Genomic DNA, 26,486 nt, shown 5'->3' on the forward strand with positions numbered 1-26,486 from the left:
TTCTAACCATTGAAAATGTATTTTTGAAGAGTTAGAATTCCTTCAAATTTCCTTGCATGTATTTAATTTTCGATACCGAAACTACCGGCTTACCAAGAAATTGGGCAGCGCCGATTTCCGACACCAACAATTGGCCGCGCTGTATCCAAATTGCTTGGCAGTTGCACGATGCCATGGGGAATCTGATAGAGCATCAGGATTATTTGGTCAAACCTGAAGGTTTCAATATTCCTTATGATGCCGAAAGAATTCACGGTATCTCTACCGAATTGGCCCAGGAACAGGGAATCGCTTTAGCGGAAGTATTAGAAAAATTCAATGCAGCTTTGGCGAAAGCCAAATTCATAGTCGGGCAAAATGTAGGCTTTGATGTCAACATTATGGGTTGTGAATTTTACCGTTTGGATGTTGATTCACCAATGGTCTCAATGCCGGTTTTGGATACTTGTACCGAAGTTACCGCCGAACTTTTAAAATTACCCGGGGGTCGTGGCGGAAGGTATAAATTACCAACACTAACCGAACTCCACAGTTATCTTTTTGGGGTTCCGTTTTCCGAAGCGCACAATGCGACTGCAGACGTTGAAGCCACGACGCGTTGTTTCCTGGAATTAATCCGAAGAGAAGTTTTTACCAAAGAAGAACTCGATGTTCCAACTGACTATTTTAGGGAATTTGGTGAAAACAATCCGAAGGAAATCCAACTCATCGGATTAAAACACATCAACCTGAAGCAGGCTTCTGAGGAAATCAGAAAGCAATTTAAGCAGCAGGAAGAAGTTGTCACTCCAACAGATGAAGACCAACAAGTCCATCATGATGTCGCCGATGTAGAGTTTGTGCATTTGCACAATCACACCCAGTTTTCGGTATTGCAATCGACTATCAGTGTGGCCGATTTAGTCAAAGCAGCAGTTCAAAATAAAATGCCTGCTGTGGCCATGACCGATCATGCCAATTTGATGGGAGCATTTCACTTTGTTCGCGATATTTTATACCACAATAAATCGGCACAGGCCAAAAACAAACAAGCTGAGGAAAACGGGGAAACACCAACAGAAACTATCGTAAAGCCTATCGTAGGCTGCGAGTTTTACGTTTGTGATGACTTAAAGGACAAGTCGCGAAAAGACAATGGTTACCAAATTGTTTTTTTGGCCAAAACCAAAAAAGGCTATCACAATTTGGCCAAATTATCTTCCATCGCTTACACAGAAGGATTTTATTATGTGCCAAGGATAGACCGAAAAGTCATCCAGCAATACAAAGAAGACATTATCGTTTTATCCGGAAATCTCTATGGGGAAATTCCGAGTAAGATTTTAAATATTGGAGAAAACCAAGCCGAAGAAGCTTTGGTTTGGTGGAAACAGGAATTTGGCGATGATTTCTATCTCGAGTTAATGCGCCACAATCAGGAAGATGAAAACCGCGTGAATGTGTCGCTGATTGCGTTGGCCAAAAAATACCAAATCAAAACCGTTGCCACCAACAACGTTTTCTATATCAATAAAGAAGATGCCAATGCGCATGATATTTTGCTGTGCGTTCGCGATGGTGAAAAGCAATCCACGCCAATTGGTCGCGGACGCGGTTATCGCTATGGATTAAACAATAAGGAATACTATTTCAAGTCGGGCGAAGCCATGAAAAAACTCTTTCACGATTTGCCTGAAGCGATAGTAACAACTGAAGAAATTGTCAATAAGATTGAAATCTACGATTTGTCACGCGAGGTTTTGTTACCGAAATTTGACATACCTGAGGAATTTTTGGTAGCCGAAGACGAAACCGATGGCGGCAAGCGAGGCGAAAACAAATATTTGGCTTACCTAACTTTTGAAGGTGCCAAAAGGCGTTACGGAGAAATCACTCCGGAGATTCAGGAACGATTGGATTTCGAATTAAAAACGATTGAAAACACAGGTTATCCCGGTTACTTTTTGATTGTACAAGATTTCATTGCCGCAGCCCGAAGAATGGATGTTTCTGTTGGTCCCGGTCGTGGTTCTGCTGCCGGTTCGGTGGTTGCCTATTGTCTCGGAATTACTAATATTGACCCACTGCTTTATGATTTGCTTTTTGAGCGCTTCCTTAACCCGGATCGTGTGTCGATGCCCGATATTGATATCGATTTTGATGATGAAGGCCGAAGCCGCGTGATGGATTATGTAATCAATAAATACGGTTCCAAACAAGTCGCACAGATTATCACTTATGGTACGATGGCGGCGAAATCATCGGTTCGTGATACCGCGCGTGTGTTGGATTTGCCTTTATTTGAAGCCGATAAAATTGCCAAGTTGATTCCGACGACGCTGAATCTGGCCAAGATTTTTTCTTTGGAAAATGACAAATTAAAAGCCGCACTTCGGGCAGAAGAATATGATAAGGTCAAAGAATTAATAGAATTGGCGAATGCCAACGACCTTGGCGGAGAAACCATTCAACAGGCTAAAATATTAGAAGGAAATCTTAGAAATACAGGGATTCACGCCTGTGGTGTGATTATTACGCCGGATGACATTACCAATTTCGTTCCGGTAGCCACAGCCAAAGATTCTGATTTATATGTAACTCAATTTGACAACTCGGTCGTAGAAAGTGCAGGTTTATTAAAGATGGACTTCCTGGGGTTGAAAACCCTGACGTTGATAAAAGATACCGTTAAATTAGTCAAATACAGAACCGGAGTAGAGCTCGATCCGGATACTTTCCCGATTGATGATATCAAGACTTATGAGTTGTTCCAAAGAGGTGAAACCGTTGGGATTTTCCAATATGAGTCGCCCGGAATGCAGAAATATTTAAAGGATTTGAAGCCTACGGTCTTTGGGGATTTGATTGCAATGAATGCGCTCTATCGTCCGGGGCCATTGGAGTATATTCCGTCTTTCGTTCGCAGGAAAAATGGCGAAGAACCTATCACTTATGACTTGGAGGCCAACGAAGAATACCTCAAAGAAACTTACGGAATTACGGTCTATCAGGAGCAGGTAATGCTTTTGTCGCAAAAACTCGCCGATTTTTCTAAAGGTGATGCCGACGTTTTGCGTAAGGCGATGGGTAAAAAGCAAAAAGATGTTCTGGATAAAATGAAATCCAAGTTCATCGACCAGGCGGTTGCCAAAGGTCATGATGCTGAAAAATTAGAGAAAATCTGGAAAGACTGGGAAGCGTTTGCGCAATATGCGTTTAACAAATCGCATTCGACCTGTTATGCTTGGATCGCTTACCAAACAGCTTATTTAAAAGCGCATTATCCGGCAGAATATATGGCGGCGGTACTTTCCAACAATATGAATGACATCAAACAGGTATCGTTCTTTATGGAAGAATGTAAGCGCATGGGATTGCAGGTTCTCGGTCCCGATGTGAATGAGAGTTACTATAAGTTTACCGTAAATGAAAACTATGCCGTTCGTTTTGGAATGGGCGCGATTAAAGGCGTTGGAATGGGTGCGGTGGAAACCATAGTAGCCAACAGAAAAGAAGGAAACTACAAATCCATTTTTGATTTGGCGAAACGAATTGATTTGCGGGCCGCCAATAAAAAAGCTTTTGAAAACCTGGCTTTGGCCGGAGGCTTCGACTGTTTTAATGATACACACCGAGCACAATACTTCCACACCGATGGTGACAACATCACTTTTTATGAAAAGGCGATGCGTTATGGAGCCAAATTCCAGGAGAATGAAAATTCGTCGCAGGTAAGTTTGTTTGGTGATGCCAGTGATGTTCAAATTGCTGAGCCAACAGTTCCGCCATGTGAAGACTGGAGCACGATGGAGAAATTGGCCAAGGAAAAGGAAGTCGTTGGGATTTATATTTCCGGACATCCATTGGATGATTTTAAATTTGAAATGAAATACTTCTGCAGCAGCAAACTGGAGAATTTAAAGAACCTTACCAGCTATATCGGGAAGAATTTAACCTTTGCCGGCATTGTAACCAATGTACAGTATAAAACCGCTAAAAATGGGAAAGACTGGGCCATGTTTACGTTGGAAGGTTATGAAGAAAGCCATGATTTCAGGATTTTTGATGAAGAATACCTGAAGTTCAGGCATTTCCTGGTGAACAACCAATTTGTCTATTTTAAAGTAGGAGTAAAAGACGGTTGGGTCAACAGGGAAACCGGAAAAAAATCGGAACCAAGAATACAATTCGTTGATGTGAAACAGTTGCAGGATGTATTGCCGCAATTTGCCAAAAAGCTCAGCATCCAAATGGATATTCATGATTTGCATCAGAATTTCATTCAGCAGTTAGGCCAAATTTTTACTTCCAACAAAGGAGACAACACGGTTACATTTGAAATCATCGAGCAGGAAAAAGTTAAAAAAGTAATTGAGATAGCACCAAAAATTGTGGTAGATGAAGAAGTCAATTTGGATGTTGAAAGCCTGGAAGAAATAGAAATGGAGATTCCGACAGTTGAAGAAGAAATCCAGTTGATAACGAAAGTCACGCTTCCGAGCCGCAAGTTAAAAATCAAAATCTCAACCGAATTACTTCAGGAGTTGGAAAAGATGGGATTGACCTTTAAGCTAAATTAGCCTCGTCATCATTTTTAATGCAGAAAAGCGCCAGCGCATAGATAAATGAAGGTGCAGCAACCCTCATTCCCGAATGATTGATGGTGAGCAGCCAAAAGGCAAAAAAGCAAACCAGATAAAAATTTTGTTTGTCTTTGAGATAAAGTGGCAATGGGGTTAAAATGAGAATTAAAATCGATAGTATTCCAAAAACACCATGCTCTGCCAGCATACGGGTTATTTCATTATGAGAGGATATATTGTTTCCATTTTTTATTTTTCGCTGTTCTTTGGTTTTGCCAACACCAATTCCGGTCATAGGGTTATCTCTGAAAATTTGAATTTCTTCCAAAGCAATGTCTTCTCTGCCGTTGACTTCACGACTTTTGTATAAACCAGAAGGATTTTGATTGTTGTATCTCTTGAATAAAAGATGATTCGTCCGAAAAGAAGTCAAAGCAAACACTAAAGGGAACAATAAAAAGAGCAGCCCAAGTTTTAATCTGACAGCGGGATTTTTTCTGTGGCTAATCCAAATAAGCAACAATAAAAGACCAATCATTGCCATACCGGTAATCATTCCGCCTCTCGAAAAAGTCAATAGTCCACGATAGTATAGCAATACAATGATCAGGGCATTTATAATTTGTGATTGAAGTGTTTTAGAAGCGGTTAGAAAACGCAAAACAAAGACAAATAATCCCAATCCTAATGATGTTGCCATTTGGTTAGGAGCATAATTCCCGGATAAAAAGAAATTGGATTCTGTATTGTCTATAACAGTACCGTTCAAAGGATATTTCAAAAGCAAAAAGATACAGCTGGATACAATTGGCAAACCTATTCCGAGTAAAATGTTATCCAACTCATGGCGGCTGATTTTTCTTTTATAGGCATATATGGAACAAATGCCCAAGCAAATTGGGCCAATGATATTAAAAAAAACATGCCTTCTGGTCTCGGTGTTAAAATTGTTTATAGCCAGTATTGTACTTGGAATTAGCAAGAGCAGGAATATCCAATAGGGATAGGTTTTCTTAGAAATGCCGTTGTAAAACAAGCCTAATAGGACAAACAACAGCACAAAGTATTTTCCATATTCATGAAAAGGATTTCCAAAGGTCGTCCTCAGAAAAACTTCACAGCCAACAACATAGGCTGACGCGTAAAGTGCTTCGTTGTTTTTGTTCTTATTTTTAAAGATGAAATAAAATCCGGCGACCGCAATCAGAACAGCATAAAGTTTGGCTAAAAAAGGGAAGAGAAAAATACAAAAACCAATACCGATATGGCCTAAAATGAGTTTTGTATAATATTTGTCAGTCATGGAAAATAAGAAATAAGAAACAAATATAATTGAAAATTGATGCAAACAATCTTACAGATGAAAATTTAAATCAGCAATCAGCTTTTCAAATACAATCATAGTCAAATCTGATTTTTTTAGTGAAGAAAACCAAAATAAAATGTCTAATTTTGTGCTCAAATAATAAAAGTAATTTAAAAATATAAAATATGGCTTTAGCAATTACAGATGCTACATTTGACGAAGTAGTATTAAAATCAGATAAACCAGTTGTGGTAGATTTTTGGGCAGCTTGGTGTGGTCCATGTCGTATGGTTGGTCCGGTTATCGACGAAATTTCATCAGAATACGAAGGAAAAGCAGTGGTTGGAAAAGTTGATGTAGATGCCAATCAGGAATTTGCAGCAAAATATGGTGTGCGTAACATCCCAACGGTTTTGGTTTTCCAAAATGGTGAAGTAGTAGGACGTCAGGTTGGCGTTGCTCCTAAAAAGACTTACACTGATGCAATCGATGCATTATTATAAGATAGGAATGAAAAAGAGATTGAGGTCTGACGAAAGTCAGGCCTTTTTTTATTATTATAAGGCTAAAGTAAAAGTGGTGCCAACATCCGCTTTGCTGTCTACGACTATAGTGCAATCAATTGCTTTGGCCAAATCGCGGATCAAATGCAATCCTAAACCGGTTTTGATGCCGACGACTTCTTTATCGTCATACAGCGCTCTCAGCTGCTCCTGACTTGCACCGGAACCATTGTCGGTAATGGATAAAAATGAGTTGGTTCCTTCTTGCCAGGCTTTCCAAACTATGGTTGGATGTTCAGTTTTGCCCAAAGCCTTTATTGCATTTCCGGTAAGGTTTCGGATGATGGTTTTCAGATAATTTTCATCGGTTGTGATTTCAAAATCATTTGGGTTTTCAAAAGAAAACTTAATTTTCTCTTCGCTTGAGAAGTGCTTTTGGGTATCTTCAAATAAAGTATTTATATTAATTTTTTTGGGTTGCGGTTTGAAGTTTTCCATCTGGCTTTTGCTCCATAGAAGCATGTCTTCCATTGAAGTGAGCAAGTTTTCTGCCGATGAAACGGTTTTCTTTTCAATCGAAATTTTCATTTCGGCATCCATCAATTCGGGATTGTTTTTCTGCAAATGCAGGAAATGAATCAGATTATAAACCGGGCTTCGCAAATCATGGTTCAGGATGCTGAAAAAACGCGCTTTTATTTTATTGGCTTCGTCCAATTCAATGTTCTTTTTCTCTAAATCGAGGTTTAAATTTTGTAGTTTTTTGTTGACTCTTCTTCGGTTAGAGCTTTGGTAAAAAAGCAATCCTCCAATGATACCCAGCAAAGCCAAGCCTGATACAAGCATCCATTTTTGTCTTTCCTTAGATTCGAGCTGGAGTTTTTTGATTTTAATTTCCCGATCCCGAAGTTCAATGGCTCTTTTGTCTTCCAGGTTTTTGATGGTCTCTTTATTTTCAAAATTAAATACCGAATCCTCATAAACCATCGCCGTTTCATACGAAGTTAAAGCTTTCTTATAATCGCCGCGGAGTTTATATACTTGGGTAATGCTTGAAAAATCATAGGCTAAATCACGACTGCTATTGAGTTGCTGGTGTAGTTTAATGGCTTTGCTTAAGCTGGAAGCAGCACTGTCCAGCAAAATTTGGTTATTGTTGTTTCTTTTTGCTTTCCCCACATAAGCATCACCCAAAAGACCATGATTGAATGCCAAAGTTTGTTTGTCCACAACACTCTTGTTCTTTAGTGAAAGTTGGCTGTAATAAATGGCTTTATCGAAATCATCCAGGTTGTAATATACAAGCGCAAAGTCTGATAGAATGCGGGCTTGTAAAGATTCGTTTTTTATTTTTTTACTTGATTGATAGGCTTTCTCATAAAAAACCAGGGCTTTTTGGGTTTGCCCCAAACTGTTATAAACGCCACCGATATTTCGGTTTATAATGGCCAAATCATTTTCGTTTCCAGTTTCTGTATTGACCTTTGCCGCTTTGTTAAAATAAAACAGCGCCTTTTTATAGTTTTGAATGCCATAATACACTGATCCCATATTGGTAGCGATTTTGGCAATTTCTTTTTTATCACCTAATTTTTCGTCAATTTTTAAGGCCCGATGGAAATAGTCTAATGCCTTCGAGAAATTACTTTTATAGGTGTAAACGCAACCGATATTCAAATTGGTTTTGGCCAATAATTTCTGGTTGCCAGTAACCAGGGCTTTATTGAAATGCACCAAAGCTTTGTCGTAATTGAAGTTGGTGTTGTAGATTGTCCCCAGATAAAAATTGGATTTGGTTATGCCTTCTTTCCAATCTATCTTCTCTGCCAGTTGCAGGGCTTTTTTGTTGTACAAAAAGGCTTTAGTTGAATCGATTTCGGAATAATGAACCGCAATTTTATTGTAGCGGTTTACCTTTGCGGAATCTTCTTTTAATTGAGGAATGGTGCGCAATAATGAGTCGATGGAAGTTTGCTTTTGGCCCAACGCAAAAGTGGAAAAAAGAACAAGTAAACCACAGAAGTAATTCCTCATAACAGCATTTTTACACTCTCTTTATAGCTTCTTCCTACAGGAATTAAAGCATTATTGCTAAGCATGATTTCCTGAGCGGAAACTTTCTTTACAAATTGTTTCTGAATGGCAAAGCTTCGATGGATTCGGGTGAAAGACTGAAAAGGATCTTGTTTTAAAAGCGAACCGATATTCGACCAGATGCAGTGTTTCTTTTGCTCGGTCACCAAAAGTGTATAATCCTTTAAAGCTTCTAAATATAAAATGTCGAACAGTTTGATTTTGGATTTTTCGTTGCCTTCCTTAATATAAATCACATCGTCACCGATGCTCAATTCGAATAGTGAAGCCTTTTCCTTGATTTCCAAAAACTGATCAACGCGTTGCATTGCTCTTTCAAATCTTTCGAAGCGTAAAGGTTTTACAATAAAATCTAGCGTTTCCAATTCGAAGCTTTCTACGGCATATTCAGCATGGCCGGTGATAAAAATGCAGACCGGAACTTCCATGGCTTTTTTTCGGAATTCCACACCGCTGAATCCGGGCATGTCAATGTCGAGAAAAAGAATGTCAATGGGAGTTTTGGTTAAAATGTCCAGCGCCTCTTGAGCAGAACTATAAGCACCAATGATGTTGAGTTGAGGAAATTTTTTGGCAAATGACAAAACCATCAGCCGATCTATGTCTTCATCGTCAATAATTAAACAGTTCCATTTTTTCATTTTGACCACTTTATCCTTCAAAAATAATAAAAAATGTTAAAATATGTCATTCGTATAATATAAATGTCGTTGGTATAATAGTCAGATTTGGTGCGTTTTAAATTTTCAATTTTGCCAAAAAAACAATAAAAATGAAAGCATTTTTCAGACTCGGATTATTATTTTGTTTCTTTCAAACGTATGCTCAGGTTGGAATCAATACCACAACACCAGGTGCTCAACTTGAGATAAAAGCGAGCAATCAATCGGCACCGGCTAACAATGACGGAATCATTATTCCGAAAGTGGATGCTTTCCCGGTTACAAATCCGACTGCGACCCAACAAGGTATGATGGTTTATTTGACCACCGCTTCTGGAAGCAATACTCCCGGATTTTATTATTGGGACAATGCCACAACGAGTTGGATTGGAATTGTTTCAACTGCCAATGGTGATAAGGATTGGTACAAAGCCGGAACTACCGATACGCCTTCAAATACAGACAGTATGTATCATATGGGTAACGTTGGGATAGGATTGAATAGCCCAAGTTTTCCTTTGCATTTTCAGTCAAGTTTGGGAGATAAAGTTTCTTTTTGGGGAAGCGGTGCCAATCATTATGGCTTTGGATTGCAATCCAATTTATTTCAAATACATTCCGATTTTAATTTCAGCGACATTGCTTTTGGTTATGGAAGTAGTGCTGCTTTTACCGAAACAGTCCGTTTCAAAGGAAACGGGTTTGTGGGTATAGGCAATACCAACCCAACGGTTCCACTGCAATTTGGGTGGGGACTTGGCGACAGAATATCTTTTTATGGTAACGCGGCAGCCCACCATGGAATCGGCATCCAGGATTATTTACTGCAAATCCATGGTGGTATCGTTTCAGATGATATTGCTTTTGGTTACGGCAGTAGTGCTTCTTTTACTGAAAGAATGCGAATCAAAGGAACAGGGAATGTTGGGATAGGAACTTCTAGTCCTTCGTCAAGATTACATATTCAAAATGGGACTTCAGGAATAACGGCTAACGGGAGTTCTTTACTTACTGTGGAAGGCAGCGGTGCCAATGTGTATGCAAATATACTTTCTACACAAGAGACTGGCGTTTTGTTTGGTGCCAGTGGAGCATCGGCTAACGGAGGTGTAATCTATAACTCAACCACTTATCCTAATAGTATGATGTTTAGAACGGGAGGCAACGCCAATCGAATGATTATTGGTTCGACAGGAAAAGTGGCATTAGGTAATTTTACGCCTACTGTTCAATTAGAATTTGATAATGTTTTAGGAGAGAAAATTTGCCTCTTTGGAACTTCTTCAAATATGTATGGTTTCGGGATTCAAAGTGCATTATTACAAATGTATACACCAAGTAGTGCCAATGATATAGCTTTTGGATATGGAACAACGGATGCCTTAGTTGAACGAATGCGAATTAAAGGGACTGGCAATGTGGGTATTGGTACATCCGCACCTTCATCCCGACTTCATGTTCAAAATGGTTCTTCAGGAATTGCTGCCAACGGCAGTTCATTGCTTACGGTTGAAGGCAGCGGTACCAATGTGTATACCAATTTACTTTCTACCCAGGAAACAGGCGTTTTGTTTGGAGCCAGTGGCGCATCGGCTAACGGAGGTGTGATTTACAATTCTACCGCTTATCCAAATAGTATGATGTTTAGAACCGGTGGAAATACCAACAGAATGGTTATCGGTTCTACCGGGAATGTTGCATTAGGTAATTTTACCCCTGAGTTTCCGCTTCATTTTAGCGATGGTTATGGTGATAAGGTATCACTTTGGGGCAGTACGCTTACCAATCATTATGGTTTCGGAATTCAAAATAAATTATTACAAATATATGCCGATTATGATTTCAGCGACATAGCTTTCGGATATGGGAGCAGCGCTTCCTTTACCGAAAGAATGAGAATTAAAGGAAGTGGTAATATTGGAATTGGGACTACGAGTCCATCCTCTAAATTACACGTTAGAGGCAATTCTTCAGGGATGACGCCCAATACTTCAGCTTTGGTTACCATTGAAAATGATGTGTCTACCTATATGAATTTGCTTTCGGGATCGGAAACAGGAGTTTTGTTCGGGTCAAATGCAACAGCTACCAGCGGAGGAATCATTTATAACTCAGCAGGAGTGCCGAATGGATTGCTTTTCAGAACAAATAACAATACAACTAAAATGGTGGTTACCAGCGATGGATTTGTGGGTGTTGGAGGAACATTTACACCTCAGGTTCCATTGCACATAACCGATTATACCTTAGGTGAAAAAATTGCCATCTATGGTTCGGCAGCAGCCAATTATGGTTTTGGGATTCAGGGGAACTTAATGCAAATCCATTCAGATTTATCAGGAAGTGATATCGCTTTTGGTTATGGAAGCAGCAGTTCTTTTACTGAAAGAATGCGTATTAAAGGAACCGGTGAAGTTGGAATTGGGACCAATGCACCAACTGCAGAACTCGAAGTCAATGGCTTTACAAAAATGGGAGGCAGTACTGCTCCAGCGGTGAAAATGATCAAGTTAACAGGAACAACCAGTAATACCCAAGGAGGATTTGTACAACTTGTTCATGGGTTGACCAGTTCGAAAATATTATCAGCAAGTGTTTTGGTAGAGTATAGTTCAGGGAATTCTGTACCGCCTTCTTATACAGCATCTGCAGGTTATGAGTATGACTATTACGTTTCAAGTACGAGTGTTGTGGTTTGGAACAAAACGGCTAATTCAGCTAATATTTTAACCAAGCCGATTCGAGTTCTCGTAACTTACGAGGAATAGTCAACCGCATATTTTTATGTTAATAGGAGTTCGATAATTTGTTTTTCATAGTATATTTGAAAAATGAACATCGAATCACAAATAGAGAAAATATCGAGTTTCCAGCACCTTGAATTGTTGGCCAATCAGGTAGTGGAAGGTTTTATCTCGGGAATGCACAAATCCCCTTTTCACGGATTTTCAGCTGAATTTGCCGAACATAAAGTCTATAATTCCGGCGAAAGCACCAAGCATATCGACTGGAAATTATTTGCCAAGACAGACCGATTGTACACCAAAAAGTTTGAAGAAGAAACCAATCTTCGTTGTCATTTGATTATCGATAATTCCTCGTCAATGCATTATCCGAAATTGAAAAACGATGAGTTATTTTACCATAATAAAATTGGTTTTTCCGTATTGGCTTCAGCTGTTTTGATGAATTTATTAAAGAAACAGCGTGATGCTGTTGGCTTGAGCGTGTATTCGGATACTTATGAATATTATGCGCCCGAAAAAGGAAGTGATCGCCATCACCGCATGATTTTGAACAAACTGGAGCAGCTTTTGGAAAAACCAGCGACATCCAAAAGCACAGATACCGTGACTTTTTTGCATCAGATAGCCGAAAAAATTCACCGTCGCTCAATGATTATCCTGTTTACCGATATGTTTCAAACCGGCAATAATGAAGCGTTGTTCAATGCATTGCAACATTTAAAGCATGATAAGCATAAAGTTGTCGTGTTTCATGTGATTGATAAGAAAACCGAAATCAATTTCAATTTTGACAATGCACCGAGAAAATTCATCGATTTGGAAACCGGTGAACAGATCAATGTTTTTGCAGACACCATAAAAGAAGCCTACGAAGAAAAGGTAAATGGGTATTTCAAATCACTGGCGATGACTTGTGCCCAAAACAAAATTAAGTACGTTCCGGTGGCAGTTGAAGAAAGTTTTGAAAAAATTTTAACGACATACTTGGTTGAAAAACAAATGTTTGGTTAGCAATAAAAAACAAGGTTGTTTTTTTTATTAAAAAAAAGTTGCAGGAATCAAAATCAGTTGTATATTTGCAACCGCAATTAAGCGATGGTTTGGTAGTTCAGTTGGTTAGAATACATGCCTGTCACGCATGGGGTCGCGGGTTCGAGTCCCGTCCAGACCGCTAAAATTGGGAAAGGTTTTCGGAAACGAAAACCTTTTTTGCCCAAAATAGGATTTTAAATAAATCTGATTTTTAGGTTCCAAAAAAGCAAACGAAATGCATCTGTCATTTTAGAAAATGTAAGCAGGTCATTTAAAATTAGTTGTGTTGTTTCGATACGAATTTGTAACTCGTATCAAGGTTTAGTAGTTAGACCAATGAAAAGCTTTCCACTTTATTGTGGATGGCTTTTTTGCTTTATAGAAGTTCCATTTCTATTCGTTTATAAGTCAGAATGAGCATTTACTCATTCAAAGCCCTCAAATTCTAATTTTTTTTATGTAATTCATTGAAAAATTGTAAATTGCATTTTCCTTTTTTCAGGGTTTTTGAAAAAAGAATTCAAAACAACAATCAATCTAACCAATGTCTTATGAAAAAATTATTACTTATTCTCATCTTATTTTTTTCCACTTCAATTTTGTTGGCTCAAAATTTTAACCAGCCTTCACAATTTAATAATGTGTGTGATGAAAACAATGACGGATTTGCCTCTTTTTGGCTGGGAGAAATCTCTTTTGAAATTCTCGGAAATTTAAGCTCCCAAGATTACGTCGTGACACATCATGAAACGCAAGCTGATGCAGCTATAGGGGCTAATGCACTGACAAGCCCTTACGAAAACATCAACCCATGGACGCAAACTATTTTTGTTAGAATCGTAACTGTTGCTACAAACGATGTTACGATTTTGACCTATAACCTGAATGTTAATCCAACGCCGGAAGCGCCAATACAAACGATTACCCATTGTACCGATGTAACTACTAGTTTTCAATGTTGGGATTTGACTAGTGTAATTCCTTCTATCATCATGGGACAAGGAGGTTTGGAAGTTCAATTTTTTATGACAGAAATGGACGCACAGGTGAATGCAAATGCAATAGCAAATCCTGCATGTTATCTTAGTATGACAATGCCGCCAAATGAACCGCCGGTTTATTACAGGGTTACTAATATGGCAACAGGTTGTTCATCTATTGGAATGATACAATTGGTTACAATCAATTGCGAAAACCCAAATTGTCCTGCGCCAACACAACTTGCAGTTACCAATGTTACACAAACTTCAGCTACGCTTAGCTGGACTTCGGGTGGCACAGAAACTTCTTGGAATATAGGAATTACTGCTAATGGAATGCCGGTGACTACTATTTTTACACAGGTAAATCCATATGTATTAACAGATTTAATGTGTGACACTAATTATGTTTTTAATGTTATTGCTAACTGTGATGCTTCAGGAGTAAGTACAGGTTCGAGCTGGGGCGAGTTTATGACCATGGCTTGTCCGCCACAACCGGGTCAGGCAACTAATATAACCATTTGTGGAGATACTGATTCGGGTTGTTTTAATCTCACCATTAATGACGATTTTATCATCGGGAATTTAAATCCGGCTGATTATACCATTACCTATCATTTGACTCAGGCAAATGCAGATGCAGATATGCTGGCCATTACCAATCCGAGTAATTTCTGTGCACAACACGGGACAGTAATTTATGCCCGATTGGAGGAGAATGCCAATCCTTCATCATTTCAAACTTTCCCATTTGCTTTGGTGGTTGAGACATATATAGTAGCAATATTTCAATTGAACGATATAAGTCAGTGTGATACGGATAACGACAATATTGTAACTTTTGATTTGACATCAGTTCAAACACAAATCAATACCGGAAACACTTTAGAATATTATCCGAGTTGGGCCAATGCCATAAATCAGGTAGTGCCTTTTAACAACCCATCAGCTGTAAATTTGAGTGTTCAAAACCCTGTTACGGATGTTTTTGTAAGAGAGATTGTGCCTAATGGGTGCGATAATATTTATAATTTCCAATTACTGGCTTACGGGGATTGTAATTTAGGATATACCTGTGAGATGGCTAATTCATTGTGTAACTCATTGGGCGCTCCTTTTTCCAATACCGTTGGTATGAATGGAACTCCTTATGGATGTCTGGGGTCGGCACCAAACCCAACATGGTTTTATCTGCCGATAAGCTCTTCAGGAAGCATTAATTTACAAATCAATCAGGTAACCAATGGAGGAACTCCTATTGATGTTGATTATATCGTTCACGGTCCGTTTTCCAGTCCAACTATGCCTTGTGGCAATCCGGAATTATTGGCAAATAGTATAGTTTCTTGTAGTTTTTCTGCTGCTGCGGTTGAATTTCCTTTTATTCCAAATGCACAAGCAGGACAATACTATTTAATTATGGTAACCAACTATAGCGGTCAACCGGGTTTAATAACCATTTCGGAAGTTGAATCTACAGGAACAATTGATTGTTCGGGGTTGAGATTGAATGCTTTCCTTGATTCAAATAATAATGGAACACAGGACAATGGAGAACAAAATTTCCCTTTAGGGCAATTTACTTATGAAATCAATAATAATGGCAATGTTCACAATATTGTTTCTCCAACGGGAATTTATCATATTTATGATACCAATGGCGCAAACTCTTATGATTTGAGTTATGCCATTAATCCAAATTATTTAGCGTCTTATGGTATTACAACATCATCTTATAGTAATGTGCAAGTAGTTGTTGGAGGTGGAGTAACTACCTATAATTTCCCAATAACAGTAACCCAAACCTATAACGATTTGGCTGTAAATATCGTTCCGTTAAATGCACCAAGACCTGGTTTTACCTATATGAATAAAATTGTATATACCAATAATGGTAACCAAACTGTTGCATCGGGAACGGTAACGTTTAACCACGATCCGTTAGTTTCCATTACTGCAAACACACAGTCAGGAACAACGCCGATAACCAATGGATTCACTTATAATTTCACCAATTTGTTACCGTTTGAGTCAAGAGAAATGACAGTAACTATGCAGGTGCCGACCATTCCGACTGTTGCAATTGGAGGCTTGTTAACCAATACGGCTTCAATCGTACCATTAACAGGCGATGTGGTTCCACTCAATAATAATGTTTCAAGCACCCAGGTTATCATTGGTTCTTATGATCCAAATGACAAAATGGAAGCGCATGGTGGAAGAATCCTTCATTCCACATTTACGTCAAATGATTATTTAACCTATACCATCCGTTTCGAAAATTCGGGAACAGCCAATGCTGAGAACGTAAGGGTAAACGATCTTTTAGATGCTGATTTGGATGAAAGTACCATCAGAATGGTAAGTGCCAGTCATCCATACATTATGGACAGATTGGGTAGTAATGTCAATTGGATTTTTGATGATATTCAATTACCGCCATCTGTAGCCAACACCAATATCGGTAAAGGATATATTACTTTCCAAATAAAACCAAGAGCAGGATACTCGGTTGGTGATATTATCCCAAATACGGCGTCAATTTATTTTGATTTCAATCCGGCGATTGTAACCAATACCTTCAATACGGAATTTGTACAGCAATTAGGTCTTGGCGAATTTGAAAATGGTGATTTTGTGTTCTACCCGAATCCGGTTTCAGATATGGTAACCATCAAGGTTAAAAACAATGGAACGATTTCAAATATTGCGGTGTATGATGTATTGGGCAAAATGATCATCGCTCAAAAACCAACCACAGCTTTGTCAACACAAACACTTGATATGTCTTCGGTATCGAAAGGAATGTACTTGCTTGAAGTGACTACCGATGCCAACCTGAAAGTAGTGAAGAAATTAATCGTAGAATAAATTTTAATCTTTCAAATACAAAAGCCTTCTTTCGGGAAGGCTTTTCTTTTTTTAGGCAAACCGTAGTATGGTGAATATAATTTCTTATTTTTGAAAATGTTAATCGATGGAACCCATTCATGAAAAAAGCGCTCGCTTTAGTTGCAGTCTTACTTTGTTTTTCCTGCCAATACTTGGAGAAGAAAGTGCCTTCTGAAAAAGAATTGCTCGACAAACAAATGAAGGAAATCAACTGGACAGAAGTCGATGAATATCCATCTGTCGATGATTGCGAAAAACTCACTGATGCCGCCCAACGCAAGCAATGTTTTTTTGACTTTCTGACGGCAACGATTCAGGAAAAATTAGCCATAGATACTTTGGCTACCATGTTCCCAAAATTGGATACGATTGAAGTCAGGGTGACGGTGCTGCCCGATGCGACTTTGGAATTCAATCCCGAATTCCCAAAAGATTCCGTGGCTTATGACACCATCAAGATTGACAGCATTCTCCGTGCGCGATTGGTCGATTTTCCAAAAGTAAATCCCGCACTCAAAAGAGGCATTCCCGTAAAAACCCAGTTTGTGCTTCCAGTGATTATCAAACAAGAGTAAATTTTTCAGGAGCTGTTTCCGGCTATGCGTTCCAATCTTTTTATGGTTTGTCACCCTGAGCGCAGTCGAAGGGCTTTTTGCAAACCATAAAAAGGATTTCCACTGCTATCCGGGCTAGACTTTGCTATGCAAAAATACCTGAAGCCCACTGGCATAAACCGAATGTCCACCGGACATTCTCCTCTTAATCTCAAATTCCTCTTAATCTCAAATTGGCTATTTAGAAAACTGTCTGCCTTTCCAGGTAAAACTGCCAAACAAAGAGTAAATCCCAACCAAACTTGAATACAAAGGATAAATGACACTTGTTGCCAAGGGTAAAATCCATTTGCCTTTGAGGATGTATTTGTTGGTTTTATAAAGCAACCAGTAATCGATTAAATATTTAGCCGAAAACAGTCCAAGAAGCATTCTCCAATCCAATTTTCCGATGAGAGCCAATACAAAACCGGCAACCAAACTCACATTCATCAACAAGACGATAACCGCTAAGAACTTTGCATAACCGCTCTGATAGCCCGTTGTTTTGCTTGCCCAGCGAACGCGTTGCATAAAGAATTTGAACAAATCGTTTTCCGGTTTGGTTTTGACGATGCTGTCGTTGTTTTTTAAGTAATGGATTTTATCCAAATGATTTTTTGTCGCTTTCTGTAATAATAAAACATCATCGCCACTGGCATTTTTTGAAATCCCTTCAAAACCGCCAATTTCATGAAATAGTTTTTTGGTGTAAGCAAAATTGGCACCATTGCACATAAACGGTTTCCCGATACCAAAACTGCCTATCGTTGTGCCTTGCAAACTCAGTAAATCCATCTGTTGAAAACGATGGAACCAGTTGTTTTTGGTTTTGTATTTCACCGCACCGACAATCATTTCAGGATTGTTTTTCTGAATGTAATCGTCCAAGGTCAGCAGCCAGTTTTCATTTACGGTACAATCGGCATCGGTAGTGATAATCCAGTCGTGTTTGATAATAGGAACCGCTCGGCCGATAGCGTCTTTTTTAGGCGAATTGGACAAACGCAAATTCTCCAAAAGCGTCGTGTCCAGAAACTCGTGGTCCAATCGCCATTTGATGCAAACGCGCTCCGAACTGTCGGTCGAGAAATCATCAACCATTACAATTTCGATTAATTTATAGGGATAATTCAGTTTGGAAAATGACTGCAATAATCTCGGCAAATTCTTTTCTTCATTGCGAAACGGAACGATAATCGAGAAGGCCGTTTTGGGTTCAATATCGGTTCTTTTAAAAGCTTTCACTTTGTCATAACCCAAAATCAATTGGGCCATAAGAATGAGATAGACGAATAAAATCAAATAAAATGCAATTGTGATTAGTTCCATTTGGGTTTAAATTTTAAGACAAAATAACTTCCGATAACGACCGGCAACACAACGTTCAAAAACCACATCAGTGTAGAAATGAAAACAACGATCCATTCATTGACATCCAATTTTCCGAAGAAAAACATCGCCACACTTCCTTTTACGGCAAAATCCAAAAACTGAAAACTCGGTAAGGAAGAAGCCAAAAAATAAACCACAGCAATGGTTGCCATCATCGTTAGATAAGGTAAATCTACATCAAAAGCGAGAAATAAAAAATAGTATTGGTGAGAAAAAACCAAATAACGGCCAATAGCCAGCAGGATATTTTTGCGATGAATGGTTTTGGGGATTTCGTTGATTTTGTGAATCAGTTTTTCGATAGAATAGCCTTTGACTTTTATTTTTTTGGAGAGAAAGGAAATAAGAAGGAATAAGAAAGCCAAGCCAATTATGGCCAATGCCCATTTCCAATAACCAATAATAAATAATCCAATTGTTCCGAATATAATGGTCAAAATCATTTGAATCCCATTGCAGATCAGGTTGAGGAAAATAATCTTCTTGGTTTTCTTTTTGTCAAAATACAACGCTTTTCCAGCATATTCACCTAAGCCGTTTGGTGTAAATATTCCGGCAGTCAGGGCACCCAATACTTGTTTGGTAGATTCTCCAACGGAAATTGGCCGTAAAAAAGAAACCAGGTTTTGCCACTTCAGGATTTCCAGAAAACGATTGGCAACGCTAAACGAAAGCAGAAAAGCAATGCCTAAAACAGACTGTTTTTCTTCCAGTAAAAGGAAGAATTTTGCCCAATCGAGTTTGTCATTGTTTTTTAATTCTCCATAGATAAAATAAAACGAAAGCAGAACGATAGTTAGCTTGATAATAAAAAGTAAATACCTATTTTGAAGAAGATTTTTCATACCGCAAATTAACGGATATCTTGTTTTGAATCCTAAAATATCTATTTACCACATTCTTGAGTTTAAAAAATTGTTTTTTTGAAAAAAAAGCATATTTTTACGCCTTTAATTGATAAATCTCTATTAAAACTACTAAAAACACCTTAAAAACCACAATTACCGATGAAAAAAATTACAATTTTGTTACTTTTTTTGATAAGCATTACAGCTTATTCTCAAAAAACGGCCACATGGGTTGTCACAACCCAGCAAAATATCGAGCCTTTAAAACAGGTTCAGCGATCAACATTCCCAAAAGAATTTCAACTGTACAAGGCACAGCTTGCAGAGATTAAATCAGTTTTGCAAGCTGCTCCAAGCAGACTAAGCCATAATAAATCCAATGTGGTTATTACGGTGCCCAATGCAAGTGGCGCAACTGAGCGCTTCCAAATGTTTGAGTTTTCAAACTTTGCACCTGAATTGCAAGCACAATTTCCCAACATCAGGTCTTATGTTGGAATCGGGATTGACGATAAAAATGCGCAAATCAGAATGAGTTCTGATGAGAATGGCATTCAGGCTATGATTTTCAGAACAGACAAAAAGAATGAATTCATCGAGCCATATTCTGTTGACGGTACTGTTTATGCAGTCTATGAATCGAGAAGAGCTGATGGGGAATTACCATTTACCTGTTCAACGGTTGATACTAATCTTTCTAATAGTCTACAAAAACAAAATCCTTTAACAACAATGTCGAATTCAGGAGAATTATTGATTTTCAGATTGGCATTGTCTTGTAACGGAGAATATACGGCTTATTTTGGTGGTACTATAGCCGGAGCTTTAGCGGCAATGAATGCTACTTTGACCAGAGTTAATGGGGTATTTGAAAAAGATTTAGCCATTCACATGAATTTGATTCCTAACAACTCAAGTGTAATTTACACTAATGCGGCTACGGATCCATATACTACTATGGGCAACTGGAATACGCAATTGCAAAATACATTGACCAGTGTTATTGGTGAAGCCAATTACGACATAGGTCACTTTTTCGGTTCTACCGGTGGTGGTGGAAACGCAGGATGTATCGGTTGTGTTTGTGAAGATGGTTCAAAAGGTAGTGGATATACTTCTCCGGCTGATGGTGTTCCGGCAGGAGATACATTTGATATTGATTATGTTGTTCATGAAATGGGTCACCAATTTGGAGCAAATCATACTTTTTCCAATGGTGTTGAAGGAAGCGGTGTAAACGTAGAACCGGGTTCGGGATCAACCATTATGGGTTATGCCGGGATTACGGCACAAGATGTTCAACCACATTCTGATGCTTATTTTGTGTATGCCAGTGTAAAACAAATTCAGGACAATATGATTGCTAAAACTTGTCCGGTAAGAATAGATTTGACCAATGTTGCTCCGGTAGTAAGTGCCGGTTTAGATTATACGATACCAAAAAGCACTCCTTTTATTTTAACCGGAACAGCAACAGATGCCAATGGAGATGCATTGACCTATTGCTGGGAACAGAATGACACTGCAACGACACAAACCGGTGCAGCGAGTGCGGCTTCAGCAACAAAAACGGGTGGACCAAACTGGCGTTCTTATAACCCAACGACTTCACCAAGCAGATTTTGTCCGCCAATAGCAAGAGTAATTGCCAATTCGGTGATAACACAAGGATCCGAAATTACAGTAGAAGCTTTGAGTTCAGTTGCCAGAACATTGAATTTTGTTTTAACGGTTAGGGATAACTTTGCCGGTGCAGGACAAACTAAATCAGATGACATGACTGTTACAGTAAATACAACAGCCGGACCATTCCTGGTTTCCGCTCCAAATACAGCGGTAAGCTGGGCCGTAGGAACCAATCAAACGGTGACTTGGGCTGTGGCCGGAACAACGGCGAATGGCGTAAATGCAGCGTATGTTGATATTTATTTGTCTACTGACGGAGGAAATACTTATCCAATTTTATTGGCTAGTAAAGTACCTAATGATGGAACAGAAACGATAACGGTACCAAACAATGTTGGAACAACCAATAGAGTTATGGTAAAAGGTTACAATCATATTTTTTATGACATTTCAAATGCCAACTTTACGATAGCAGCACCAACTTCAACTTTTGGTGTGGCGTTTAATGGCGTTGCCGGAGAACAAAACAAACAAATCTGTACAGGAAGTACAGCAACTTATACCATTCCTTATACGACTTATGCAGGATTCAGTGGTGTAACCAATTTAACGGTTACTGGTCAGCCTGCAGGAACTACAGCGACTTTTACGCCAAGTTCTATTTCAGCTAACGGGAATGTAACACTAACGATCAGTAATACGGGCAGTGCTACTCTGGGCTTTTATTCAATGACGGTAACGGCAACTTCTGGAGCAGAGACAAAAACAATACCTTTCTACCTGGAAATATTTAGTTCAAATTTCTCGGCTCAAACCTTGACTGCACCGGCTAACTTAGCTATTGGTCAACCAACAACAATTAATTTTACCTGGCCGGTAAATGCAACTGCGACATTGTATGATGTTCAGGTGTCAACGGATGGTACTTTTACCAATATCATAGCTACAGCGACTGTAAGTACTAATTCTTATACACTATCGGGATTGAGTGAATCTACCCAATATTATTGGAGAGTTATGCCAAGGAATAATGGTTGTTTAGGCGCTTATAGTACAGCAAACTTATTCAAAACAGGTTTGTCTGATTGTTCCTCTTTTGAATCTCCAAATGTGCCAATTACGATTCCGGTAACCGCGAATGTTACGGCAAACTCAACTTTAACTGTAACGCAAACCGGAACCATTTCGGATGTAAATATCAGCATGTATATTACGCATACCTGGGTAAATGATATGATTATCACCTTGATTAGCCCGGCAGGAACTCAGGTTCAATTGGTGAATCATCCATGTGTAAGTAATCCTTTGGAAAATGTGGATGCTACTTTTGATGATGCTGGTACAGCGTTAGTTTGTGCAGTTAATCCAGCCATTTCAGGGACGCTTATACCAATACAGTCATTATCGGCTTTCAACGGGCAAGCCATGAATGGACTTTGGACATTAAGAGTTTTGGATACTTTTAATGAAGATGGTGGTTCTATTGATTTTTGGTCTTTGGAATTGTGTAGTACTACTGCGGTTCCATTAGGAGTGGAAGAAAATACAATTCAGAATTTCAGTTTGTATCCAAATCCGAATAACGGAGATTTTAATGTCCAATTCAATTCGACTTCAAACGAAAACATCAACCTTTCAGTTTATGATATGAGAGGAAGAGAAATATACATGAATACTTATGCTAACAACGGTTTCTTTAATCAGAATATCCGATTGAATAGTTTACAGTCAGGTGTTTACTTAGTTAAAGTGAAAGATGGTAAAAATGAAATTACCAAGAAATTTATCAAGCAATAGTCTTTAAAATTAATCAAAGAAAGGTCGTTTTTTAAACGGCCTTTTTTTATGAAATCCATTATTGTTTCCTATTTTTACCATCAAATCAAATCTGACAAGTGGCCAACGAACGCATCATATTAGGCATTGACCCCGGAACAACCATTATGGGTTTTGGGTTAATCAAAGTAGTGAACAAAAAAATGGAATTCATTCAGTTGAACGAATTGATTTTGAGTAAATATGACGATCATTACACCAAACTGAAAGTGATTTTTGAGCGCACCATTGAGCTTATCGAAACCCATCATCCAGACGAAATTGCGATTGAAGCACCTTTTTTTGGAAAAAATGTGCAGTCGATGCTAAAGCTTGGAAGAGCGCAAGGCGTTGCGATGGCAGCCGGTTTGTCGCGTCAAATTCCCATTACGGAATACGAACCCAAAAAAATAAAAATGGCCATTACCGGAAACGGAAACGCCAGCAAGGAACAGGTGGCTAAAATGCTACAACAACTTTTGGGTTTAAAAGAATTGCCCAAAAATCTTGATTCAACTGATGGCTTGGCAGCAGCGGTTTGTCATTTTTTTAATTCAGGAAAAGTGACAAGAGCCAAAAGTTATACCGGTTGGGATGCTTTTGTAAAACAGAATGAAGACAGAATTAAATAATTTGAAGATTTGAGAATTTGAAGATTAAAATTTCATTTTCAAATTTTCAAATTGATTAATTTTCCAATCAATGAGCGGCATCTATATCCATATTCCTTTCTGTAAACAAGCCTGTCATTACTGCGACTTTCATTTTTCGACTTCATTGAAGAAAAAAGACGAAATGGTTTCCGCGTTAGCGAAGGAAATTACTTTGCGAAAAGAGGAGTTTAAGGATGAGGTTGTCGAAACCATTTACTTTGGAGGCGGAACGCCAAGCATAATGGAAGTTTCAGATTTAAAATTATTGATTGATACTGTTTTCCACAATTATAAGGTCGCTGATAATCCCGAAATTACTGTTGAAGCCAATCCGGATGACCTGACAGAAACCCGAATTATCGAATTGGCGAATAACCAAATAAACAGATTAAGCATCGGAATCCAATCGTTTTTTGAAGATGATTTAAAGCTAATGAACCGCGCGCATAATGTCGAGGAAGCCAAAAAATGTTTGGAAATTGCCACCAAATATTTTGACAACATCACCATCGATTTGATTTATGGCATGCCGAATATGAGCAACGAAAAATGGCTTCAGAACATCGAAACCGCTTTGTCCTATAATATTCCGCACATTTCGAGTTATGCACTCACTGTGGAGCCCAAAACGGCTTTGCACAAGTTCATAAAGCAAGGCATCATTCCACAGCTTGATGATGAATTGACACAAGAGCATTTTCACCTGCTGGTGGACAAACTCGAGGAAAATGGTTTTATCCATTATGAGTTGTCCAATTTTGGGAAAGAAAACTATTTTTCCATAAACAATTCGAGTTATTGGCTGGGCAAAAAATACCTCGGAATCGGGCCATCTGCACATAGTTATGACGGCGTGAAACGCGGTTGGAATGTCTCCAATAATTCGCTTTACCTAAAATCTTTAGCCGAAAACAAACTGCCTATAGAAACCGAAACCTTAACGATAACTGACCGTTACAACGAATACATCATGACCGGTTTGCGAACCATTTGGGGTGTTTCGTTGGATAGAATCGAGAAAGAATTTGGGAAAAGTTACTTGGATTATCTGAACCAACAGGCGGCAAAATACATCGAAGACCATTTGCTTTTTGTGGATGATAATGTTTTGCGCACTACAAAAAGCGGGAAGTTTTTGGGAGACGGAATTGCATCAGATTTATTTTTGCTAAATTTGGAGTAAAATATATTCCCTTGAAAGCGACAATTCTTCATAACAATCAAAACTTCGAAATAGATTTGTCAAAACCAATTGACATCTCTATTCCATTGACCAATACGGACGCTAATCCTATTGCCTGGTACATTCAAAAACCAGAAATCAAACCGGTAAGGTTTGAAGGTTGGGTAGGGAAAGTATCCGAAGGAAGTTCGACCAATTTCAATAATATTTTTTTTAATCCTCACGGACACGGTACACATACGGAGTGTCTCGGACATATCACGAAAGAGTTTTATAGCATCAACCAATGCCTGAAACAGTTTTTCTTCACGGCAGAACTGATTTCGATTGAACCTAAAATTGTTGGGACAGATCTGATCATTACCAAAACCCAAATCAAAGCCGCACTCGATGATGAAACGCCTGAAGCCATTGTTATTCGTACGTTGCCCAATCCGCACGCCAAAAAGCACAAAAATTATTCGCATACCAATCCGGCATATCTGACAGAAGAAGCAGCCGATTTCATCCGTGAAGTGGGCATCAAACATCTTTTGATTGATTTGCCTAGCGTTGACCGGGAAGAAGATGAAGGCCGATTGTTGGCACACAAAGCCTTTTGGAATGTAAAAAATGTCAACAACCTCAATCATGACGCGCGATTGGATTGCACGATTACCGAAATGATTTATGTGGAAGACGAGGTTAAAGACGGAAGTTATATCCTCAATATCCAAATCGCATCCTTCGAAAATGATGCTTCTCCGTCAAAACCTGTTTTGTACGCGATATGATTCTTGTTTCTACCGATAAAAGCCAATTAGACGTTCCGTTTATCCAAAACTTTCTCAAAGACATTTATTGGGCAGCCGGAAGAACTATGGAAGATGTCCAAACCACCATTGATGCTTCGGTTTGCTTTGGAATCTATTTGGATGGCAAGCAGATTGGTTTTGCCAGAGTAATTACTGATTATGTCGTTTTTGCCTATCTGATGGATGTTTTTATTGATGAGCAACACAGAGGCAAAGGTTATTCCTCTGTTTTGATTGAGGCGATGATGAACGAACCACAACTGCAGCAAGTCAAGATTTGGCGTTTGGCAACATCTGACGCCCATTTTTTATATGAAAAATTCGGATTTACCGCTTTGGCACATCCGGAGAAAATGATGGAAAAAGTAATCAAATGAACATACAGCAACTCTATGAATTCTGCCTTTCCAAAAAAGGCGTAACCGAACATTTTCCGTTTGACGAAGATACTTTGGTGTTTAAGGTTGGTGGCAAAATGTTTTGCCTGACTTCCTTGGCAGCATGGGAAAAGGACACGCCATCGCTCAATCTAAAATGCGATCCCGAACGCGGTGAAGAATTGCGCGCCGAATATGATGCCATCAATCCCGGTTACCATATGAGCAAAGTGCATTGGAACACGGTCGATTTCCACAGTGATGTAAATGATAAAATGATGTGCGAACTGATCAACCATTCCTATGAATTGGTTTTCAAAAGTTTGACCAAAAAAATCCAAAACGAAATTCTCTTAAGTGAGAATTAGGCATTACTTTTGCATACTCGAGGTCGTGAGACCGAACAGAACGAAGTTAAATT

The 26,486-nt window shown here is 38.8% G+C and carries 17 protein-coding genes and 1 tRNA gene; 13 read left to right on the forward strand and 5 right to left on the reverse strand.

Annotated elements, in window-relative coordinates:
• Positions 1 to 56: 56 nt before the first annotated feature.
• Complete coding sequence (gene dnaE / locus P1K33_RS09595; RefSeq protein WP_284652737.1) at positions 57 to 4,559, forward strand: DNA polymerase III subunit alpha; 4,503 nt, start codon at positions 57 to 59, stop codon at positions 4,557 to 4,559.
• Here the strand turns inward: dnaE and P1K33_RS09600 are convergent.
• Complete coding sequence (locus tag P1K33_RS09600; protein ID WP_284652738.1) at positions 4,546 to 5,865, reverse strand: O-antigen ligase family protein; 1,320 nt, start codon at positions 5,863 to 5,865, stop codon at positions 4,546 to 4,548. The two genes, dnaE and P1K33_RS09600, sit on opposite strands and share 14 nt — an antisense overlap.
• Before the next feature lie 188 nt (positions 5,866 to 6,053).
• Here P1K33_RS09600 and trxA point away from each other — a divergent pair, with 188 nt between their 5' ends.
• A complete protein-coding gene (gene trxA / locus P1K33_RS09605; protein ID WP_121312549.1) occupies positions 6,054 to 6,371 on the forward strand; it encodes a thioredoxin in 318 nt (105 codons plus the stop codon).
• Between the two features lie 54 nt (positions 6,372 to 6,425).
• Here trxA and P1K33_RS09610 read toward each other — a convergent pair whose 3' ends face one another.
• Entirely contained in the window at positions 6,426 to 8,405 is a 1,980-nt protein-coding gene (locus tag P1K33_RS09610; protein WP_284652739.1) for a tetratricopeptide repeat-containing sensor histidine kinase, read from the reverse strand.
• Positions 8,402 to 9,106 carry a LytR/AlgR family response regulator transcription factor gene (locus P1K33_RS09615; RefSeq protein WP_284652740.1) on the reverse strand — a complete coding sequence of 235 codons (705 nt, stop codon included), beginning with the start codon at positions 9,104 to 9,106 and terminating at the stop codon, positions 8,402 to 8,404. Before P1K33_RS09615 ends, P1K33_RS09610 begins: the two co-directional genes overlap by 4 nt.
• 131 nt (positions 9,107 to 9,237) lie before the next feature.
• Between P1K33_RS09615 and P1K33_RS09620 the strand changes: the two genes are divergently transcribed.
• The 5 genes from P1K33_RS09620 (at position 9,238) to P1K33_RS09640 (ending at position 17,356) form a co-directional block, all read left to right on the forward strand.
• Complete coding sequence (locus P1K33_RS09620; protein ID WP_284652741.1) at positions 9,238 to 11,895, forward strand: phage tail-like protein; 2,658 nt, start codon at positions 9,238 to 9,240, stop codon at positions 11,893 to 11,895.
• A 63-nt stretch (positions 11,896 to 11,958) separates the two neighbouring features.
• A complete protein-coding gene (locus P1K33_RS09625; protein ID WP_284652742.1) occupies positions 11,959 to 12,885 on the forward strand; it encodes a DUF58 domain-containing protein in 927 nt (308 codons plus the stop codon).
• Between the two features lie 86 nt (positions 12,886 to 12,971).
• A tRNA-Asp gene (locus tag P1K33_RS09630) sits at positions 12,972 to 13,045 on the forward strand.
• A gap of 412 nt (positions 13,046 to 13,457) precedes the next feature.
• Complete coding sequence (locus tag P1K33_RS09635; RefSeq protein WP_284652743.1) at positions 13,458 to 16,760, forward strand: T9SS type A sorting domain-containing protein; 3,303 nt, start codon at positions 13,458 to 13,460, stop codon at positions 16,758 to 16,760.
• A gap of 119 nt (positions 16,761 to 16,879) precedes the next feature.
• A complete protein-coding gene (locus P1K33_RS09640; RefSeq protein WP_284652744.1) occupies positions 16,880 to 17,356 on the forward strand; it encodes a hypothetical protein in 477 nt (158 codons plus the stop codon).
• 216 nt (positions 17,357 to 17,572) lie between these two features.
• On the opposite strand, the gene P1K33_RS09645 is transcribed toward P1K33_RS09640, so the two are convergent.
• Positions 17,573 to 18,706, reverse strand: coding sequence for a glycosyltransferase family 2 protein (locus P1K33_RS09645; protein WP_284652745.1), 1,134 nt, complete (start codon positions 18,704 to 18,706; stop codon positions 17,573 to 17,575).
• Entirely contained in the window at positions 18,697 to 19,614 is a 918-nt protein-coding gene (locus tag P1K33_RS09650) for a hypothetical protein (RefSeq protein ID WP_284652746.1), read from the reverse strand. The genes P1K33_RS09645 and P1K33_RS09650 overlap by 10 nt, the downstream gene beginning before the upstream one ends.
• A 162-nt stretch (positions 19,615 to 19,776) precedes the next feature.
• Here P1K33_RS09650 and P1K33_RS09655 point away from each other — a divergent pair, with 162 nt between their 5' ends.
• From P1K33_RS09655 to P1K33_RS09680, 6 genes are all read left to right on the forward strand, one after another.
• Entirely contained in the window at positions 19,777 to 23,040 is a 3,264-nt protein-coding gene (locus tag P1K33_RS09655; RefSeq protein WP_284652747.1) for a zinc-dependent metalloprotease, read from the forward strand.
• Between the two features lie 98 nt (positions 23,041 to 23,138).
• Positions 23,139 to 23,690, forward strand: a complete 552-nt coding sequence (ruvC, locus tag P1K33_RS09660; RefSeq protein ID WP_284652748.1) for a crossover junction endodeoxyribonuclease RuvC — start codon at positions 23,139 to 23,141, stop codon at positions 23,688 to 23,690.
• 70 nt (positions 23,691 to 23,760) lie between these two features.
• Positions 23,761 to 24,894, forward strand: a complete 1,134-nt coding sequence (hemW, locus tag P1K33_RS09665; RefSeq protein WP_284652749.1) for a radical SAM family heme chaperone HemW — start codon at positions 23,761 to 23,763, stop codon at positions 24,892 to 24,894.
• 11 nt (positions 24,895 to 24,905) lie between these two features.
• Positions 24,906 to 25,667 carry a cyclase family protein gene (locus tag P1K33_RS09670; protein ID WP_284652751.1) on the forward strand — a complete coding sequence of 254 codons (762 nt, stop codon included), beginning with the start codon at positions 24,906 to 24,908 and terminating at the stop codon, positions 25,665 to 25,667.
• Positions 25,664 to 26,065, forward strand: a complete 402-nt coding sequence (locus P1K33_RS09675; protein ID WP_284652753.1) for a GNAT family N-acetyltransferase — start codon at positions 25,664 to 25,666, stop codon at positions 26,063 to 26,065. The genes P1K33_RS09670 and P1K33_RS09675 overlap by 4 nt, the downstream gene beginning before the upstream one ends.
• Positions 26,062 to 26,433, forward strand: coding sequence for an MmcQ/YjbR family DNA-binding protein (locus P1K33_RS09680; RefSeq protein ID WP_284652755.1), 372 nt, complete (start codon positions 26,062 to 26,064; stop codon positions 26,431 to 26,433). Before P1K33_RS09675 ends, P1K33_RS09680 begins: the two co-directional genes overlap by 4 nt.
• The last annotated feature ends 53 nt before the right edge of the window (positions 26,434 to 26,486 follow it).

The organism is Flavobacterium terrisoli, assembly GCF_030167905.1.
GTDB classification, from domain to species: Bacteria; Bacteroidota; Bacteroidia; order Flavobacteriales; family Flavobacteriaceae; genus Flavobacterium; species Flavobacterium terrisoli.

What these genes read in the sequence shown, in the direction of transcription:
- P1K33_RS09625 (WP_284652742.1), top strand. Translation starts at nt 11,959, where the DNA reads ATGAACATCGAATCACAAATAGAGAAAATATCGAGTTTCCAGCACCTT.
- P1K33_RS09655 (WP_284652747.1), top strand. Translation starts at nt 19,777, where the DNA reads ATGAAAAAAATTACAATTTTGTTACTTTTTTTGATAAGCATTACAGCT.
- P1K33_RS09640 (WP_284652744.1), top strand. Translation starts at nt 16,880, where the DNA reads ATGAAAAAAGCGCTCGCTTTAGTTGCAGTCTTACTTTGTTTTTCCTGC.
- P1K33_RS09680 (WP_284652755.1), top strand. Translation starts at nt 26,062, where the DNA reads ATGAACATACAGCAACTCTATGAATTCTGCCTTTCCAAAAAAGGCGTA.
- P1K33_RS09635 (WP_284652743.1), top strand. Translation starts at nt 13,458, where the DNA reads ATGAAAAAATTATTACTTATTCTCATCTTATTTTTTTCCACTTCAATT.
- P1K33_RS09600 (WP_284652738.1), bottom strand. Translation starts at nt 5,865, where the DNA reads ATGACTGACAAATATTATACAAAACTCATTTTAGGCCATATCGGTATT.
- P1K33_RS09610 (WP_284652739.1), bottom strand. Translation starts at nt 8,405, where the DNA reads ATGAGGAATTACTTCTGTGGTTTACTTGTTCTTTTTTCCACTTTTGCG.
- trxA (WP_121312549.1), top strand. Translation starts at nt 6,054, where the DNA reads ATGGCTTTAGCAATTACAGATGCTACATTTGACGAAGTAGTATTAAAA.
- P1K33_RS09675 (WP_284652753.1), top strand. Translation starts at nt 25,664, where the DNA reads ATGATTCTTGTTTCTACCGATAAAAGCCAATTAGACGTTCCGTTTATC.
- hemW (WP_284652749.1), top strand. Translation starts at nt 23,761, where the DNA reads ATGAGCGGCATCTATATCCATATTCCTTTCTGTAAACAAGCCTGTCAT.
- dnaE (WP_284652737.1), top strand. Translation starts at nt 57, where the DNA reads ATGTATTTAATTTTCGATACCGAAACTACCGGCTTACCAAGAAATTGG.
- P1K33_RS09645 (WP_284652745.1), bottom strand. Translation starts at nt 18,706, where the DNA reads ATGGAACTAATCACAATTGCATTTTATTTGATTTTATTCGTCTATCTC.
- P1K33_RS09620 (WP_284652741.1), top strand. Translation starts at nt 9,238, where the DNA reads ATGAAAGCATTTTTCAGACTCGGATTATTATTTTGTTTCTTTCAAACG.
- P1K33_RS09650 (WP_284652746.1), bottom strand. Translation starts at nt 19,614, where the DNA reads ATGAAAAATCTTCTTCAAAATAGGTATTTACTTTTTATTATCAAGCTA.
- P1K33_RS09615 (WP_284652740.1), bottom strand. Translation starts at nt 9,106, where the DNA reads ATGAAAAAATGGAACTGTTTAATTATTGACGATGAAGACATAGATCGG.